This is a genomic window from Atlantibacter sp. RC6 (assembly GCF_014193285.1).
In the GTDB taxonomy this organism is placed as follows: domain Bacteria; phylum Pseudomonadota; class Gammaproteobacteria; order Enterobacterales; family Enterobacteriaceae; genus Atlantibacter.
Window position 1 is genome coordinate 332674 of sequence record NZ_JACHZE010000002.1, and the last position, 14574, is coordinate 347247.

The 14574-nt window shown below is 56.2% G+C and carries 17 protein-coding genes; 9 read left to right on the top strand and 8 right to left on the bottom strand.

Annotation, left to right across the window (positions count from 1 at the left end; all coding sequences use genetic code 11):
* Positions 1 to 40 precede the first annotated feature (40 nt).
* Genes FHW74_RS06605 through dolP form a run of 4 tightly spaced genes read left to right on the top strand, consistent with a single transcriptional unit; the run spans position 41 to position 3647 of the window.
* Entirely contained in the window at positions 41 to 2095 is a 2055-nt protein-coding gene (locus FHW74_RS06605) for a penicillin-binding protein activator (RefSeq protein ID WP_183169716.1), read from the top strand.
* Positions 2053 to 2442, top strand: coding sequence for a YraN family protein (locus tag FHW74_RS06610; RefSeq protein ID WP_183169717.1), 390 nt, complete (start codon positions 2053 to 2055; stop codon positions 2440 to 2442). Before FHW74_RS06605 ends, FHW74_RS06610 begins: the two co-directional genes overlap by 43 nt.
* 29 nt (positions 2443 to 2471) lie before the next feature.
* Entirely contained in the window at positions 2472 to 3062 is a 591-nt protein-coding gene (diaA, locus tag FHW74_RS06615) for a DnaA initiator-associating protein DiaA (protein ID WP_125294272.1), read from the top strand.
* A 9-nt stretch (positions 3063 to 3071) separates the two neighbouring features.
* Positions 3072 to 3647, top strand: a complete 576-nt coding sequence (dolP, locus tag FHW74_RS06620) for a division/outer membrane stress-associated lipid-binding lipoprotein (protein WP_183169718.1) — start codon at positions 3072 to 3074, stop codon at positions 3645 to 3647.
* Positions 3648 to 3680: 33 nt separating this feature from the next.
* On the opposite strand, the gene FHW74_RS06625 is transcribed toward dolP, so the two are convergent.
* Positions 3681 to 4331, bottom strand: coding sequence for an NAD(P)H-binding protein (locus FHW74_RS06625; protein WP_183169953.1), 651 nt, complete (start codon positions 4329 to 4331; stop codon positions 3681 to 3683).
* Positions 4332 to 4448: 117 nt separating this feature from the next.
* Here FHW74_RS06625 and FHW74_RS06630 point away from each other — a divergent pair, with 117 nt between their 5' ends.
* Positions 4449 to 4967, top strand: a complete 519-nt coding sequence (locus tag FHW74_RS06630; RefSeq protein ID WP_183169719.1) for a type 1 glutamine amidotransferase domain-containing protein — start codon at positions 4449 to 4451, stop codon at positions 4965 to 4967.
* A 3-nt stretch (positions 4968 to 4970) separates the two neighbouring features.
* Here the strand turns inward: FHW74_RS06630 and FHW74_RS06635 are convergent, their stop codons facing one another.
* Positions 4971 to 5393, bottom strand: a complete 423-nt coding sequence (locus FHW74_RS06635; protein WP_183169720.1) for a YhbP family protein — start codon at positions 5391 to 5393, stop codon at positions 4971 to 4973.
* 95 nt (positions 5394 to 5488) lie between these two features.
* Here FHW74_RS06635 and FHW74_RS06640 point away from each other — a divergent pair, with 95 nt between their 5' ends.
* Positions 5489 to 5791, top strand: a complete 303-nt coding sequence (locus FHW74_RS06640; protein WP_183169721.1) for a GIY-YIG nuclease family protein — start codon at positions 5489 to 5491, stop codon at positions 5789 to 5791.
* Here FHW74_RS06640 and FHW74_RS06645 read toward each other — a convergent pair.
* Both FHW74_RS06645 and FHW74_RS06650 read right to left on the bottom strand, forming a co-directional pair.
* Positions 5778 to 6281, bottom strand: a complete 504-nt coding sequence (locus FHW74_RS06645) for a GNAT family N-acetyltransferase (protein WP_183169722.1) — start codon at positions 6279 to 6281, stop codon at positions 5778 to 5780. The genes FHW74_RS06640 and FHW74_RS06645 overlap by 14 nt on opposite strands.
* Positions 6275 to 6799 carry an SCP2 domain-containing protein gene (locus tag FHW74_RS06650; RefSeq protein ID WP_183169723.1) on the bottom strand — a complete coding sequence of 175 codons (525 nt, stop codon included), beginning with the start codon at positions 6797 to 6799 and terminating at the stop codon, positions 6275 to 6277. Before FHW74_RS06650 ends, FHW74_RS06645 begins: the two co-directional genes overlap by 7 nt.
* A gap of 227 nt (positions 6800 to 7026) precedes the next feature.
* Between FHW74_RS06650 and FHW74_RS06655 the strand changes: the two genes are divergently transcribed.
* From FHW74_RS06655 to FHW74_RS06665, 3 genes are all read left to right on the top strand, one after another.
* Positions 7027 to 8022, top strand: a complete 996-nt coding sequence (locus tag FHW74_RS06655; protein ID WP_183169724.1) for a peptidase U32 family protein — start codon at positions 7027 to 7029, stop codon at positions 8020 to 8022.
* 10 nt (positions 8023 to 8032) lie between these two features.
* Positions 8033 to 8911 carry a U32 family peptidase gene (locus tag FHW74_RS06660; protein ID WP_183169725.1) on the top strand — a complete coding sequence of 293 codons (879 nt, stop codon included), beginning with the start codon at positions 8033 to 8035 and terminating at the stop codon, positions 8909 to 8911.
* A 126-nt stretch (positions 8912 to 9037) separates the two neighbouring features.
* Positions 9038 to 10042, top strand: coding sequence for a luciferase-like monooxygenase (locus tag FHW74_RS06665; protein WP_183169726.1), 1005 nt, complete (start codon positions 9038 to 9040; stop codon positions 10040 to 10042).
* 30 nt (positions 10043 to 10072) lie between these two features.
* On the opposite strand, the gene mtr is transcribed toward FHW74_RS06665, so the two are convergent.
* From mtr to nlpI, 4 genes are all read right to left on the bottom strand, one after another.
* The gene (gene mtr / locus FHW74_RS06670) at positions 10073 to 11317 is read right to left on the bottom strand and encodes a tryptophan permease (protein ID WP_183169727.1); all 1245 of its coding nucleotides are present in this window, start codon (positions 11315 to 11317) and stop codon (positions 10073 to 10075) included.
* Positions 11318 to 11466: 149 nt separating this feature from the next.
* The gene (locus tag FHW74_RS06675) at positions 11467 to 13404 is read right to left on the bottom strand and encodes a DEAD/DEAH family ATP-dependent RNA helicase (protein WP_183169728.1); all 1938 of its coding nucleotides are present in this window, start codon (positions 13402 to 13404) and stop codon (positions 11467 to 11469) included.
* Positions 13397 to 13477, bottom strand: a complete 81-nt coding sequence (gene yrbN / locus FHW74_RS06680; RefSeq protein ID WP_121497548.1) for a protein YrbN — start codon at positions 13475 to 13477, stop codon at positions 13397 to 13399. Before yrbN ends, FHW74_RS06675 begins: the two co-directional genes overlap by 8 nt.
* A 106-nt stretch (positions 13478 to 13583) precedes the next feature.
* Entirely contained in the window at positions 13584 to 14468 is an 885-nt protein-coding gene (nlpI, locus tag FHW74_RS06685; RefSeq protein ID WP_183169729.1) for a lipoprotein NlpI, read from the bottom strand.
* Positions 14469 to 14574: the final 106 nt, after the last annotated feature.

A 14574-nucleotide genomic window follows, 5' to 3' on the forward strand; every position in this document is an offset into this window, starting at 1 on the left:
ATATTGAATATTGATTAAAAAAAAACTCACTGGATACAGTATGGTACCGTCAACCTTATTACGTTCTAAAGCCGCGCGCTGCCTGCCTGTTGTGCTCGCCGCGCTGCTTTTCGCCGGCTGCGGCACCCAGGCGCCGGATCAAAGCGCGGCGCATATGCAGGGTGAAGCACAGGCGAATTCCGCTTACTACTTACAGCAAATGCAGCAAAGCTCGGATGATACCAAGACCAACTGGCAATTACTCGCGATACGTGCCCTGATCAAGGAAGGTAAGCGCGAACAGGCCACCGAGCTGTATCGACAGTTACCCGAGGATCTCACCGCTGAACAGCACCGGGAACAACGCCTGCTGGATATCGAATTAATCCTGGCAAATAAAAACTATCAGGGTGCCGCCGCCGAGCTGGCGACGCTGGATATTTCCGGTTTTAGCGATGCGCAAAAAGCCCGTTACTATCAGGCGCAGATTGACGCCAGCCAGGGCCGTCCGTCGCTGGAATTGCTACGTGCGTTAATCGCGCAGGAGCCGCTGCTGCAACCGGCCGAAAAGCAGAAAAATATCGACGCCACCTGGCAGACGCTGTCGTCCATGACGCCCGATCAGGCTAATTTGCTGGTGATTAGCGCTGACGAGAACGTGTTGCGCGGCTGGCTGGATCTGCAACGCATGTGGTTCGATAACCGCAGCGATCCCGCCATGCTGAAAGCGGGGATCCATGACTGGCAGACCCGTTATCCGCAAAACCCGGGCGCGAAGCTGCTGCCGACCCAACTGGTCAATGTTCAGAATTTCAAACCCGCCTCGGCGGAGCGAATCGCCCTGTTACTGCCGTTGAATGGCCAGGCCGCCGTATTTGGCCGCGCGATCCAACAGGGTTTTGAAGCGGCGAAAAACAGCAGCGTCAGCCCGGTCAACGCGCCGGCGAGTGCGCCGCAAACCGATGCGGCCCAACCCGCAGCGGAACAGCCCGCGCTGGAACACACTACCGGGCCTGATGGCATCGTCAGCCCGTCAGCGGCAAACGTCAACGATCTCACCCAGGACCACGCCACGCCAGCCGTTGAGCCCGCAGCAACCGCGCCGGCCACGCAAACCGCCGCCAGCGCCGCTAATCCTGGCGCGGAAATTAAAATCTACGATACCAGCAGCCAACCGCTCAATCAGGTGCTCAACCAGGTGCAGCAGGACGGCGCAAGTATCGTCGTCGGGCCATTGCTCAAACCTAACGTTGATGAGCTGGTGCGCAGCAACACGCCATTAAATGTGCTGGCGATGAATGAGCCAGAGAACGTGCAAAACCGCGCCAATATCTGCTATTTCGCCCTCTCCCCGGAAGACGAAGCGCGTGACGCCGCAGATCATATCTGGCAGCAAGGGCAACGTAATCCGCTACTGCTGGTGCCGCGCACCTCGCTGGGCGACCGCGTGACGCGCGCGTTTGCTGAACAGTGGCAACAACTGGGCGGCGGTACAGTGTTACAGCAAAAATTCGGCTCTGTGTCGGAACTGAAGATGGGCATCAATAGCGGTTCCGGGATTGCGTTAACCGGCTCGCCGGTAGCGTCCAGCCTGCCGTCTCAGCAGGCGACCACCATCGGCGGCCTCACTATCCCTGCTCCGCCCACGGATGCGCAAATCACTGCCGGCAGCAGCGGCAATGTGGATGCGGTTTACATTGTGGCAAGCCCGGATGAAATCGCCTTAATCAAGCCCATGATCGCGATGCGCACCGGCAGCCATAACGGCGCAACGCTGTATGCCTCTTCACGCAGCGCGCAGGGCAATACCGGGCCGGACTTCCGTCTGGAAATGGAAGGGCTACAGTTTAGCGAAATCCCGATGCTGGCCGGGGATAATCCGGGCTTGCAGCAGCAGGCACTGGCCGCAGTGAATAACGACTATTCGCTGGCGCGGCTGTATGCCATGGGCGTCGACGCCTGGTCGCTGGCGAATCACTTCTCGCAAATGCGTCAGGTGCAGGGCTTCCAGCTCAACGGCAATACCGGCACGCTGACCGCCGATCAGGATTGTGTGATCAACAGGAAGTTAACATGGCTCAAATACCAGCAGGGACAAGTGGTGCGGGCAAATTAACTACACAGCAGGGCGCTGCCTGGGAACACCGGGCGCGTCTGTGGCTGGAACGCAAGGGATTGCAGTTTGTCGCGGCAAATGTGCGTGAACGTTGGGGTGAGATTGATTTGATCATGAAACACCGCCACGTCATCGTGTTTGTCGAGGTGCGTTATCGCCGCTCCGGCTATTTTGGCGGGGCCGCCGCCAGCGTGACGCAGGCCAAGCAACACAAATTATTACAAACCGCGCGCGGCTGGCTCGCCCGTCATTCCGAGAGTTTTGATACTGTGGATTGCCGGTTCGATGTGTTAGCCTTCACCGGCGATGAAGTCGAGTGGATTGAGAACGCGTTTTCCGCCCATTAATCAATTGACGTATTTTTCAAAGGATCACCGTGTTAGAACGAATCAAAGTCTGCTTTACGGAAAGCATTCAAACTCAAATTGCTGCTGCTGAAGCCCTTCCGGATGCTATCTCTCGTGCGGCAATGACGCTGGTTCAGTCCTTACTCAATGGCAACAAAATTCTGTGCTGCGGCAACGGCACCTCCGCCGCGAACGCCCAGCACTTTGCCGCCAGCATGATCAACCGGTTTGAAACTGAGCGCCCCAGTTTACCCGCCATTGCACTAAATACCGATAATGTGGTCTTAACAGCCATCGCCAACGATCGTTTGCATGAAGAGATTTATGCCAAACAGGTTCGCGCATTAGGCCATGCGGGCGATGTATTACTGGCAATCTCCACCCGCGGCAACAGCCGGGATATCGTCAAAGCGGTAGAAGCTGCGGTTACCCGCGATATGACCATCGTCGCCCTTACCGGTTACGACGGCGGCGAGCTGGCGGGTTTGCTGGGACCGCAGGATGTGGAGATTCGTATCCCCTCTCACCGTAGCGCGCGTATTCAGGAGATGCATATGCTGACGGTGAACTGTCTGTGCGATTTGATAGATAACACGCTTTTTCCTCACCAGGATGATTAAGGAGTACACATGAAGGCATTTTCGCCCCTCGCCGTCCTTATTGCCGCGTTGCTATTACAAGGTTGCGTTGCCGCAGCGGTTGTCGGAACTGCGGCGGTAGGTACTAAAGCCGCGACCGATCCGCGCTCGGTCGGCACTCAGGTAGACGATGGAACGCTGGAGCTACGGGTCAATAGCGCGTTATCCAAAGATGAGCAGATCAAGAAAGAGGCGCGCATTAATGTCACCGCTTATCAGGGCAAAGTTCTGTTAACCGGCCAGGCACCGAATACCGAACTGGCGTCGCGCGCCAAACAGATCGCCATGGGTGTGGAAGGCACCACCGAAGTGTATAACGAAGTGCGTCAGGGCCAGCCGATTGGCCTGGGAACCGCCTCGACCGATACCTGGATCACCACCAAAGTACGCTCCCAACTGCTGGCGAGCGATCTGGTGAAATCCTCTAACGTGAAAGTCACCACTGAGAACGCCGAAGTGTTCCTGCTGGGCCTGGTGACCGACCGCGAAGGCAAAGCGGCTGCCGATATCGCCAGCCATGTGAGCGGCGTGAAACACGTCACCACTGCCTTTACCTATATTAAATAACGCTTTGCGCCCGCTGATCCCCGGCGGGCGTTTTTACTGACGCGCCGCCAGCTGCGCTTTTTCCCGCAGTTCAGCGGAGTCCAGAATCGTTACGCCAGGTTTCCCTTCCGTCATCGCCTCCTGAAACAGCGCCAGCGCCACATCCCGCGCATGAATCGATTTCCATTTTCCTGGCAGCAGGCCGAACAGCGGCGCAAACAGCGATTCGTTAAAGCGTTTTTTATTGCGATGCCCCAGCAGCATCGATGGCCGGGCGATAGTCAAACGCGGCCAGCCCTGCGCGCGTAGCGTCTCTTCCATCTCGCCTTTTACCCGATTGTAAAAGAACGGCGAGTGAGCATTTGCGCCCATTGCGCTGACCACCAGCATATGCGTTGCGCCAAGGCGTAACCCCGTCAGGCCGGTATCTATCACGAGTGTGAAATCGGCATGGACAAACGCCTCTTTACTGCCCGCCTCGCGCCGGGTAGTGCCGAGACAGCAGAACACGGTATCCACCGGCTCGGTGGCCTGGGCTAACGCATCCGTAAGCTGTGGATCGTGGGGGTTGAACATCTTTTTCATGGGCGCAAGCGGCCTGCGGCTGGGCGCGACAATCGTCTCAACACGCGGATCATCGTTCAGTAGTCTAAGTAAGTGCCCGCCAACTAAACCGCTGGCCCCCGTAATCAATACCCGGCTCATCATTTCCCCCTTGCAGATAAATCCGTGTTGCAAAGCCATGCCCTTCAACCAGGCTTAATAGTCAGTATTCACTATTTTCAGTGATTAGGTGTGTCTAAAACGAACTGAGGAGTAAACATGAGCAAGAAGATTGCAGTCCTGATTACCGACGAGTTCGAAGATTCCGAGTTCACTTCCCCGGCGGAAGAATTTAAAAAAGCGGGCCACGAAGTCATCACTATTGAGAAACAAGCCGGCAATACCGTCAAAGGCAAAAAAGGCGATGCCCAGGTGACTATCGATAAAGGCATTGATGACGTAAAACCTGACGAATTCGATGCGCTATTACTGCCGGGCGGCCATTCGCCGGATCATCTGCGCGGCGACAGCCGTTTTGTCGATTTTACCCGTGAGTTTGTTGAAAGCGGCAAACCGGTATTTGCGATTTGTCACGGCCCACAGCTGCTGATCAGCGCCGACGTGATCCGGGGCCGTAAACTGACGGCGGTAACGCCTATCGTGGTTGATGTGAAAAACGCAGGCGCAGAGTTTTTCGACCAGGAAGTGGTCGTCGATAAAGACCAACTGGTTACCAGCCGTACCCCGGATGATTTACCGGCCTTTAATCGCGAGGCGCTACGCCTGCTTGGCAACTAACGGTTAGCGTTGCCAGATAAATTTTTTGCCAAAACCCAGGGTGTTGTCAGTAAATTTAAGCTCATCCAGCCGGATCGACCAGACCGGCGCTGACATCGCTCTGGCTATCGGGAAGCGTCGGTTATAGCGCTCACGCAGGCTTTCTGACGCTTCGCCCGCCAACAGTTCTATCTCGCCTTTAAACTGCACCCCGCGGATTAATGCCACGTTTTTTGTCTGCCCGCTTACCGTGCCCGCCACGGTGCGCTTTGCCCCGCTGATTTGCCCGTGGCGCGTCTGTGGGTCGCTTAACAGATAAAACGCGACCGCCTGCGGGCAATACAGGTAAAACGCGTTCGCGCACCACATATCCTGGTCATTCGCTACGCAGTAGCTCACCACATGCTGTTTAGCGAGCCAGCGGCTGATGGCTTCCAGTGCTTCCATAATGCCTCCGAAAAGAGTTTGCCGACACACTACCACAGTGTCGTTGCCGGTAAAGCGTGATAAGGTGCGGCAAAATCCTCGTCCAGATACGCTTTATGAACTGCTGGTTTCTCTATTTGATTCGCACCGCCGACAATCGGCTCTATACCGGCGTCACTACTGATACCGCACGCCGGCTGCTACAGCATCAGACCGGTAAAGGCGCACGTGCGTTGCGGGGCAAAGGTGCGTTAACCCTGGTGTTCGCTCAACAAGTTGGTGAGCGCTCACAAGCGCTGCGCATTGAGTATCGTATTAAGCAGTTGCCGAAGCGGGAAAAAGAGCGGCTGGTGGCGGGTGAAATCGCGCTGGCGGATCTGTTTCCAGATTTACCAGCGCCTGCGATTAGAAACGATTGAAGTGCTCGTGATATTCCACCAGGCCGCTTACGCCCTTCAATGCATCGGGGGCCAGCGGGTGGATCTGGAATGCCGCTTCCGTCCCCGGCCAGCGGCAGTGTAAATCGTAGTGCGCGGCCAGTTCAAAACCGAAACGGCCATACAGCGCCGGATCGCCCAAGGTTACCACGGCGGCGTAACCAAATTCATTCAGGGAGTCGAGCCCTTCGTAAACCAGCTGGCGCGCCAGGCCCTGGCCACGTAGTGCTTCATCCACTGCCAGCGGCGCAAGGCCCACCCACTGGAGATCTTCACCCTGCACGCTCACCGGGCTGAACGCGACGTAGCCGACCACCTGCCCTTCATCATCGGTAGCCACCAGCCCTAACGTCAGCATGCCGTCTTCACGCAGATCGTGGATCAGATCCGCCTCGCCGCCGTCTTTAAATGTACGGCGCAACAGCGCGTCAATACCGGGGGCATCTATGGGTATTTCTACACGAATTAGCATGGTTCACCTACTGAGGTTGCTTTTGTCGACGGCTCGTCTTTCAGACCCGCTTCGACGAAGTCAGCCAGTTGCAGAAGCATGATGCGCAGCGGTTTTGGCATCGACTCCAGCTCAATGGCGTCCATCAGGTTTTTAACATACAAACCGAGTTCAGTATCGCCTTCAATAATCAACCGGCGCTGGAAGAATAGCGTATCCGGGTCCTGTTTGCGTGCGGCAATCATTAAAAGATCGCTGGCATCGGCGCTAAAGCTGACGTCTGCCGGGGCATCTTCTTTAACCACCAGCCGGTCGTTTTCCACCGAGGTAAACCATCTCAGGCCAATATCCCGTACTTCAATACATAACCAGCGCCCGTCAAGGAACTCAAGCTCTCCTTCTTCAAGCGCCTGACGGAACTGCCAGGCCAGCACCTGTTCAAGAACCTGTCGTTTCAGAGCAAAGGGCGCCAGCTTAACGGGCGTCCTCATCAGTGAGGGGCCAAGACGAACCAGGCGCGAACGCAGTTGATCTAACACGAGCTCTACTCCTTGATAACTATCGACCCATTATTGTGCCATATCGGTCCTGCGACATAGCGGCGTAAATCAAGATTTTAAACGTTTTGATTACCCCTTTATTGGTTTCATCAATACGCGTTTAACTGCCTCAAATCAAATCTTGTCGCCGCCAGGTTAACTAAAATCGCCGTTCATTAACAATATGGCGACTTTTTATGTCCGCCCCCTCACCTTCAGGAAATTCTATGGAGTTGCTGTGTCCTGCCGGAAACTTGCCGGCACTGAAAGCGGCTATCGAAAACGGGGCTGATGCGGTTTATATCGGCCTGAAAGACGATACCAACGCCCGCCATTTTGCAGGCCTCAACTTTACTGATAAGAAACTTCAGGAAGCGGTGAATGTGGTCCATCAACACCGCCGTAAGCTGCATATTGCGATTAATACTTTTGCCCATCCCGATGGTTATCAGCGCTGGGAGCGCGCGGTGGATATGGCGGCGCAATCCGGGGCCGACGCGTTGATTCTGGCGGATATCGCGATGCTGGAGTACGCCGCCGAGCGCTATCCGCACGTGGAGCGCCACGTCTCGGTGCAGGCATCCGCCACCAATGAAGAGGCGATTCGTTTTTACCAGCGCAACTTTGAGGTGGCGCGAGTCGTGCTGCCGCGCGTGCTGTCTATCCATCAGGTTAAGCAACTGGCGCGCGTGACGCCGGTGCCGCTGGAGGTGTTTGCCTTCGGTAGCCTGTGCATAATGGCGGAAGGCCGCTGCTATCTCTCTTCCTACCTGACCGGCGAATCGCCCAACACTGTCGGCGCGTGCTCACCGGCGCGCTTTGTTCGCTGGCAGCAGACGCCCCAGGGGCTGGAATCGCGCCTTAACAACGTGCTGATCGACCGCTATCAGGACGGGGAAAACGCCGGTTATCCGACGCTGTGTAAAGGGCGCTATCTGGTTGACGAGCAGCGCTATCACGCCCTTGAAGAGCCCACCAGCCTCAATACCCTGGAACTGCTACCGGAACTGCTGGCCGCTAATATCGCCTCGGTAAAAATCGAAGGCCGCCAGCGTAGCCCGGCCTACGTCAGCCAGGTGGCGAAAGTATGGCGGCAGGCCATCGACCGCTGTATGGCAAATCCGCAACAGTTCCAGCCGCAGCAGGCCTGGATGGATACTCTCGGCGCCATGTCCGAAGGCACACAAACCACGCTCGGCGCGTATCACCGCAAATGGCAGTAAAGGAACCGCAATGAAATATTCATTAGGGCCAGTGCTCTATTACTGGCCGAAAGCGACGCTGGAACAGTTCTACCAGGCGGCGGCCAACAGCCGTGCCGATATTGTTTATCTTGGCGAGTCAGTGTGCAGCAAGCGCCGCGATACCAAAGTCGGCGACTGGCTGGAGATGGCGAAAACCGTGGCGGCCAGCGGCAAACAGGTTGTCATCTCCACTTTAGCGCTGGTACAGGCTCCGTCCGAGCTTAACGAGCTGAAGCGCTATGTGGAGAACGGCGAGTTTCTGATTGAGGCCAGCGATTTCGGCACTGTGAATATGGCCTGCGAGCGCGGGCTGCCGTTTGTCGCCAGCCATGCGCTCAACTGCTATAACGCCGTCACGCTGCGCCGCCTGGCGAAACAGGGCATGATGCGCTGGTGTATGCCCGTGGAACTCTCCCGCGACTGGCTGGCGAATTTACTGACCCAGTGCGAAGAGCTGGGCATTCGCCAGCAGTTCGAGGTGGAAGTGCTGAGCTACGGCCACCTGCCGCTGGCCTACTCGGCCCGCTGCTTTACCGCGCGGTCAGAAGACAGGCCTAAAGATGAATGCGAAACCTGCTGTATCAAATACCCACATGGGCGGGTGATCCATTCTCAGGAAGGCCAACAGGTGTTTGTACTGAACGGCATCCAGACCATGAGCGGCTACGTCTACAATCTCGGCAACGAATTAACCTCTATGCAGGGGCTGGTGGATGTGGTGCGGCTTTCGCCGATGGGCACGGACACGATCGATATGCTTAACGCCTTTCGCGCCAATGAGGCGGGCGCTGCGCCGCTGGCGCTGGAAGCCAACAGCGACTGTAACGGTTACTGGCGTCGCCTGGCCGGCCTTGAGTTGCAGGCATAAAAAAGCTCACTTTGTTAACAGCAATCAGCGGATTTTAATGCAGTATTAAAAGGTACAGCTTTCTGGCGCATGCGCGCCGGAGGCAGACCTTTAATCTGAAACAGTGCTGTGACAAAGTGAGCTGCTATGACCACGCAATCAACTGTACCTTTTTCTCTTCTTGACCTGGCCCCGATCCCGCAAGGGCTCAGCGCCCGGGACGCTTTCCACCACTCTCTGGATTTAGCCAAACTTGCCGAAGCGCGCGGTTATCACCGCTACTGGCTGGCTGAACACCACAATATGACCGGCATCGCCAGCGCGGCGACGTCGGTGTTAATCGGTTATCTTGCCGCGAATACCTCCACGCTGCGCCTGGGATCCGGCGGCGTGATGCTGCCCAACCACTCTCCGCTGGTGATTGCCGAACAGTTCGGTACCCTGGACGCGCTCTACCCTGGCCGCATTGAGCTGGGGCTTGGCCGCGCGCCGGGCAGCGATCAGCGCACCATGATGGCGCTGCGCCGCCATATGAGCGGGGATATCGATAATTTCCCGCGTGATGTAAACGAACTGGTGGACTGGTTTGACGCGCGCGATCCGCACCCTGCCGTGCGTCCGGTACCGGGCTACGGCGCAAAAATCCCGCTGTGGTTGTTAGGCTCCAGCCTGTACAGCGCGCAGTTGGCTGCCCAGATGGGGCTGCCTTTTGCGTTTGCCTCGCATTTTGCGCCGGATATGCTGTTCCAGGCACTGCACTTGTACCGTACCCAGTTCAAACCCTCCGGGCGGCTGGAAAAACCGTACGCGCTGGTGTGCATCAATATTGTGGCTGCCGACAGCAATCGCGACGCGGAGTTCTTGTTTACCTCGATGCAGCAGGCGTTTGTGAAGCTGCGCCGCGGCGAGGCCGGGCAACTGCCGCCGCCGGTAGAAAGCATGGAGAGTATCTGGAGCCCGGCGGAGCAGTACGGCGTCCAGCAGGCGCTGGGCATGTCGCTGGTGGGTGATAAAGCCAAAGTGCGTCATGGTTTGCTGTCGATCCTGCGGGAAACCGAGGCCGATGAAATCATGGTTAACGGGCAGATTTTCGATCATCAGGCCCGTCTCCACTCTTTCGATTTAGCAATGCAGGTTCGCGAATCGCTGTAACAGAGCGCCCTCCACATCGGAGGGCGTTTTTTATTGATAAACCGGCAGTAGATTCGCCGTCGATAACAGATGCACCAGCGCATTGCCGATGCCGAAGATCAGGATCAGCACGATCATCGGCGTCCCGCCCCAGACGCGAAACAGCGGGCTGCCGAAGCGCTTACGCGACGCTCTGGCCAGCAGCGCAGGCACAATCGCGGCCCAGATAGTCGCGGCCAGCCCGGCATAGCCAATGGCGTACAAAAATCCGTTCGGCCACAGCATGCCGCCCGCAATCGGCGGCGCGAAGGTTAACAGCACGGTTTTGAAACGCCCCAACGCGGAATCGTCGAAGCCGAATAAATCCGCCAGGTAATCAAACAAGCCCAGGGTAACGCCAAGAAACGAGCTGGCTACCGCAAAGTTAGAGAAGATGATTAACAGCAGGTCGAGCGTCTTACTGTTGAGCACGCCCGCCAGCGCCTGGACCAACACATCAATGTTGCCGCCCTTTTGGGCAATCTCAATAAACGCCGGACGCGGGATATTCCCCATGGTCGCCAGCAACCAGACGGTATACAGCGCCAGCGCAATCAGCGTTCCCCAGACGATGCACCGCACAATAGTGCGCGGATCTTTGCCGTAATACTTCATCAGGCTAGGCACGTTACCGTGATAACCAAATGATGCCAGGCAGAATGGCAGCGTCATCAACAAATACGGCAGGTAAGAAGGCTGTGGTTCTGCGACGTTAAACAGCGTGGCAGGCTCAACGTGGCCCAACAAGCTGCCAAAAGTCAGGAAGAAAGTGATCACCTTCGCACCCAGTACAATTGCCGTCATTCTGCTCACCGCACGGGTGCTGAGCCATACTACAAACGCCACGATCAACGCGAAAATCAGCCCCGCCAGCCGGGGAGAAAACGACAGCGACATTTCTGACAGCGTGTGATGCAGTATCGAGCCGCTCGCCGAGATATAGGCATAGGTCAGGATATACAGCACAAAGGCGATGGAGAGGCCGTTGATCCACGTCCAGTATTTGCCGAGCAGATCTTTGGTCATAGTATCGAAGCTGGCACCGGGCGCGTAGTTAAGGTTGGCTTCGAGGATCATTAAGCCGGAATGCAGCATGTAGAACCAGGTAACGCCTAACGCCGCCAGCGACCAGAAAAACCACGCGCCTGACATCACGACCGGCAGAGAGAACATCCCTGCGCCGATGATGGTGCCGGCAATAATAACAATGCCGCCCAGAATAGAGGGCGATACGCTGGTGGTGGAGAGGGTTGCCATGTTATGTCCTGTATTAACGATCGGATCCTGAAAGCGGATGCGTCATTGTACCAGTACATGAGTACGAACCAGATAAAAAAAGTCCCAATCATTTTGATCGGGACTGTTTATTAAACTTTACAGATTGTAAAGCGTAAGGCGTTCAGACCTTATGCGTCACCGAAACGACGACGGGACGGTGCAGCGCCGTCTTCACGACGCGGGCCACGGCCACCTTCACGACGTTCGCCGCTGAAGCTACGGCCTGCGCCGCCTTCACGACGTTCACCGCTGAAACGACGACCTTCGCTACGACCGCCTTCACGACGCTCGCCGCCGAAACCGCCACGGCCAGCACCGCCGCCACGACGTTCACCGCCGCGATCCGGACGCGGTTGCGCGTCGCCCAGCAGTTGCATATTCATCGGTTTGTTGAGAATACGCGTGCGGGTGAAGTGTTGCAGAACTTCGCCCGGCATACCTTTCGGCAGCTCGATGGTGGAGTGGGACGCAAACAGCTTGATGTTACCAATGTAACGGCTGCTGATGTCGCCTTCGTTAGCAATCGCGCCAACGATATGACGCACTTCAACGCCATCATCACGACCCACTTCAATGCGATACAGTTCCATATCGCCAACGTCACGACGTTCACGGCGCGGACGATCTTCACCATCGCGCTGAGGACGGTCGCCACGCGGACCACGATCGTTACGATCGCCGCGACGCTCGAAACGATCGTCACGCTCACGGAACTCACGACGCGGACGCATCGGCGCATCCGGCGGCAGGATCAGCGGACGTTCGCCCTGCGCCATTTTCAGCAGCGCGGCAGCCAGCGTTTCGATGTCCAGCTCTTCGTCTTCTGCGGTCGGCTGGATTTTCGCCAGCAGAGCGCGGTACTGATCGAGATCGCTGCTTTCCAGCTGCTGCTGTACTTTAGCGGCGAATTTCTCCAGGCGGCGTTTGCCCAGCAGTTCTGCGTTCGGCAGTTCGACTTCCGGAATGGTCAGCTTCATGGTGCGTTCGATGTTGCGCAGCAGACGACGCTCGCGGTTCTCAACGAACAGCAGCGCGCGGCCAGCACGACCCGCACGACCGGTACGGCCAATACGGTGAACGTAAGATTCTGAGTCCATCGGGATGTCGTAGTTAACCACCAGGCTGATACGCTCAACGTCCAGGCCACGGGCCGCAACGTCGGTCGCGATCAGGATATCCAGACGACCATCTTTCAGGCGCTCCAGGGTCTGCTCACGCAGCGCCTGGTTCATGTCGCCGTTCAGCGCGGCGCTGTTGTAACCGCTGCGCTCCAGCGCTTCGGCCACTTCCAGAGTCGCGTTTTTAGTGCGTACGAAAATAATCGCCGCGTCAAAATCTTCCGCTTCCAGGAAACGCACCAGCGCTTCGTTTTTACGCATGCCGTAAACAGTCCAGTAGCTCTGGCTGATGTCCGGGCGAGTGGTCACGCTGGACTGAATGCGTACTTCCTGCGGCTCTTTCATAAAGCGGCGGGTAATACGGCGAATCGCTTCCGGCATGGTGGCGGAGAACAGGGCAGTCTGGTGACCTTCCGGGATCTGCGCCATGATGGTTTCAACGTCTTCGATGAAGCCCATACGCAGCATTTCATCCGCTTCGTCCAGTACCAGACCGCTCAGGTTGGACAGGTTCAGCGTACCGCGTTTTAAATGGTCAAGCAGACGGCCTGGCGTACCCACAACAATCTGTGGGCCCTGACGCAGGGCGCGCAGTTGCACGTCATAACGCTGGCCGCCGTAAAGGGCTACCACGTTTACGCCATGCATATGTTTAGAGAAATCCGTCATTGCTTCAGCAACCTGAACCGCCAGTTCGCGGGTCGGGGCCAGCACCAGGATCTGCGGCGCTTTCAATTCAGGATCAAGGTTGTTCAGCAGCGGTAATGAGAACGCTGCGGTTTTGCCGCTGCCAGTCTGGGCCATACCCAGAACATCGCGGCCACCAAGCAGGTGCGGAATACACTCGGCCTGGATCGGAGATGGCTTTTCGTAACCCAGATCGTTAAGGGCTTCAAGGATAGGAGACTTCAGCCCCAGATCAGAAAAAGTGGTTTCGAATTCAGTCATGTAGTACGTGTGCCTCAAGATAAATGGCGGCCAGTCTACATAACTCATCATGAAAAAGATCTGCAATTTTCATTGAAAAGTGTGAACCGGCTCAAATTTGATTGATTGACGAACAAAAACGCCCTCACCCGCTAAGGTGATGACTTTAAAAAAGTTTTGGGCTGATAGATGTCCGTCAGCTATTGCTGGTCCGATTCTGCCAGGTCTTCTTGCTCCTGGCCCAAGAGTGCTAGTTCCAACAATGCGTAACGGTGTTCAACGTAGTTATGTACGTTGTTAGCTACCGCTAACTTGAACAGTGCCGTAGCGCTGTCCGTATCCCCCAGACTTAGGTAGTACTTACCTAAATAGAAGTTGGTTTCACTGAGATGCTCAGCGAGCGAGGTGTTATCCGTTGCGTCCGCCTTGAGGCGTTCCATTAACGTTGCTTCGTTAATGTTGCCCAGGTAGAACTCGACAATGTTCCATCCCCATTGTTCTTTATCCGATTTGTCGAAGCGTTGTTGTAACGACGCTTTGGCCTGTTTCTCATCCAGTTTGCGTTCAGCAATATAGAGCCACAGACTACGGAAAGGATCATTGGGATCGTCTTGATAAAACGCCAGCAGATCATCTTGCGCTAACCGGTAGCGTCCACCGTAATAGAGGGCGATACCGCGGTTTAAATGCGCGTAGTTGTAAGTTGGTTCAAGCTCAAGTACAGAATCAAACGCTTCATAGGCAGCATCAAAATTGCCTGCCTGCGTTAAATAAATGCCTAAGTAATTGAATACTTCAGGCATATCGGGGCGGATAGCCAGCGCTTGTGAAAAATCATTTCGCGCCAGTGCCCGCAAACCAAGACTATCATACAACACTCCGCGCTCATATAAAAGCTGAGCACGTTCATCATCGGTTAAAGCCCGACTGGCAAGAATTTGTTCCATGCGAGCCAGAATCACTTCTTGCTGTAAAGTCGGTTGCAATGGTACCGCGAGGACTTCACTCTTACGCCAGGCAGAGTTGCTGCATCCTGCCAGCGTGAGAGCTGTCGCAACGAAACACCAGCGCAAAAAAGGCTTCATTTCCCACTCCCGAAGACAACAATTGGATGAACGTCCTGTTCCCCGGTTGCAAACCCGGCTTCCAGCCCGGTATCAAAGAGCTCTCCATGCGAACATGGAGAGCCTA

Bases quoted from the DNA above. Each gene is read 5' to 3' on its own strand.
- FHW74_RS06605 (WP_183169716.1), top strand. From the start codon at position 41: ATGGTACCGTCAACCTTATTACGTTCTAAAGCCGCGCGCTGCCTGCCT.
- FHW74_RS06610 (WP_183169717.1), top strand. From the start codon at position 2,053: ATGGCTCAAATACCAGCAGGGACAAGTGGTGCGGGCAAATTAACTACA.
- dolP (WP_183169718.1), top strand. From the start codon at position 3,072: ATGAAGGCATTTTCGCCCCTCGCCGTCCTTATTGCCGCGTTGCTATTA.
- FHW74_RS06625 (WP_183169953.1), bottom strand. From the start codon at position 4,331: ATGAGCCGGGTATTGATTACGGGGGCCAGCGGTTTAGTTGGCGGGCAC.
- FHW74_RS06630 (WP_183169719.1), top strand. From the start codon at position 4,449: ATGAGCAAGAAGATTGCAGTCCTGATTACCGACGAGTTCGAAGATTCC.
- FHW74_RS06635 (WP_183169720.1), bottom strand. From the start codon at position 5,393: ATGGAAGCACTGGAAGCCATCAGCCGCTGGCTCGCTAAACAGCATGTG.
- FHW74_RS06640 (WP_183169721.1), top strand. From the start codon at position 5,489: ATGAACTGCTGGTTTCTCTATTTGATTCGCACCGCCGACAATCGGCTC.
- FHW74_RS06645 (WP_183169722.1), bottom strand. From the start codon at position 6,281: ATGCTAATTCGTGTAGAAATACCCATAGATGCCCCCGGTATTGACGCG.
- FHW74_RS06655 (WP_183169724.1), top strand. From the start codon at position 7,027: ATGGAGTTGCTGTGTCCTGCCGGAAACTTGCCGGCACTGAAAGCGGCT.
- FHW74_RS06660 (WP_183169725.1), top strand. From the start codon at position 8,033: ATGAAATATTCATTAGGGCCAGTGCTCTATTACTGGCCGAAAGCGACG.
- FHW74_RS06665 (WP_183169726.1), top strand. From the start codon at position 9,038: ATGACCACGCAATCAACTGTACCTTTTTCTCTTCTTGACCTGGCCCCG.
- mtr (WP_183169727.1), bottom strand. From the start codon at position 11,317: ATGGCAACCCTCTCCACCACCAGCGTATCGCCCTCTATTCTGGGCGGC.
- FHW74_RS06675 (WP_183169728.1), bottom strand. From the start codon at position 13,404: ATGACTGAATTCGAAACCACTTTTTCTGATCTGGGGCTGAAGTCTCCT.
- yrbN (WP_121497548.1), bottom strand. From the start codon at position 13,477: ATGAAAATTGCAGATCTTTTTCATGATGAGTTATGTAGACTGGCCGCC.
- nlpI (WP_183169729.1), bottom strand. From the start codon at position 14,468: ATGAAGCCTTTTTTGCGCTGGTGTTTCGTTGCGACAGCTCTCACGCTG.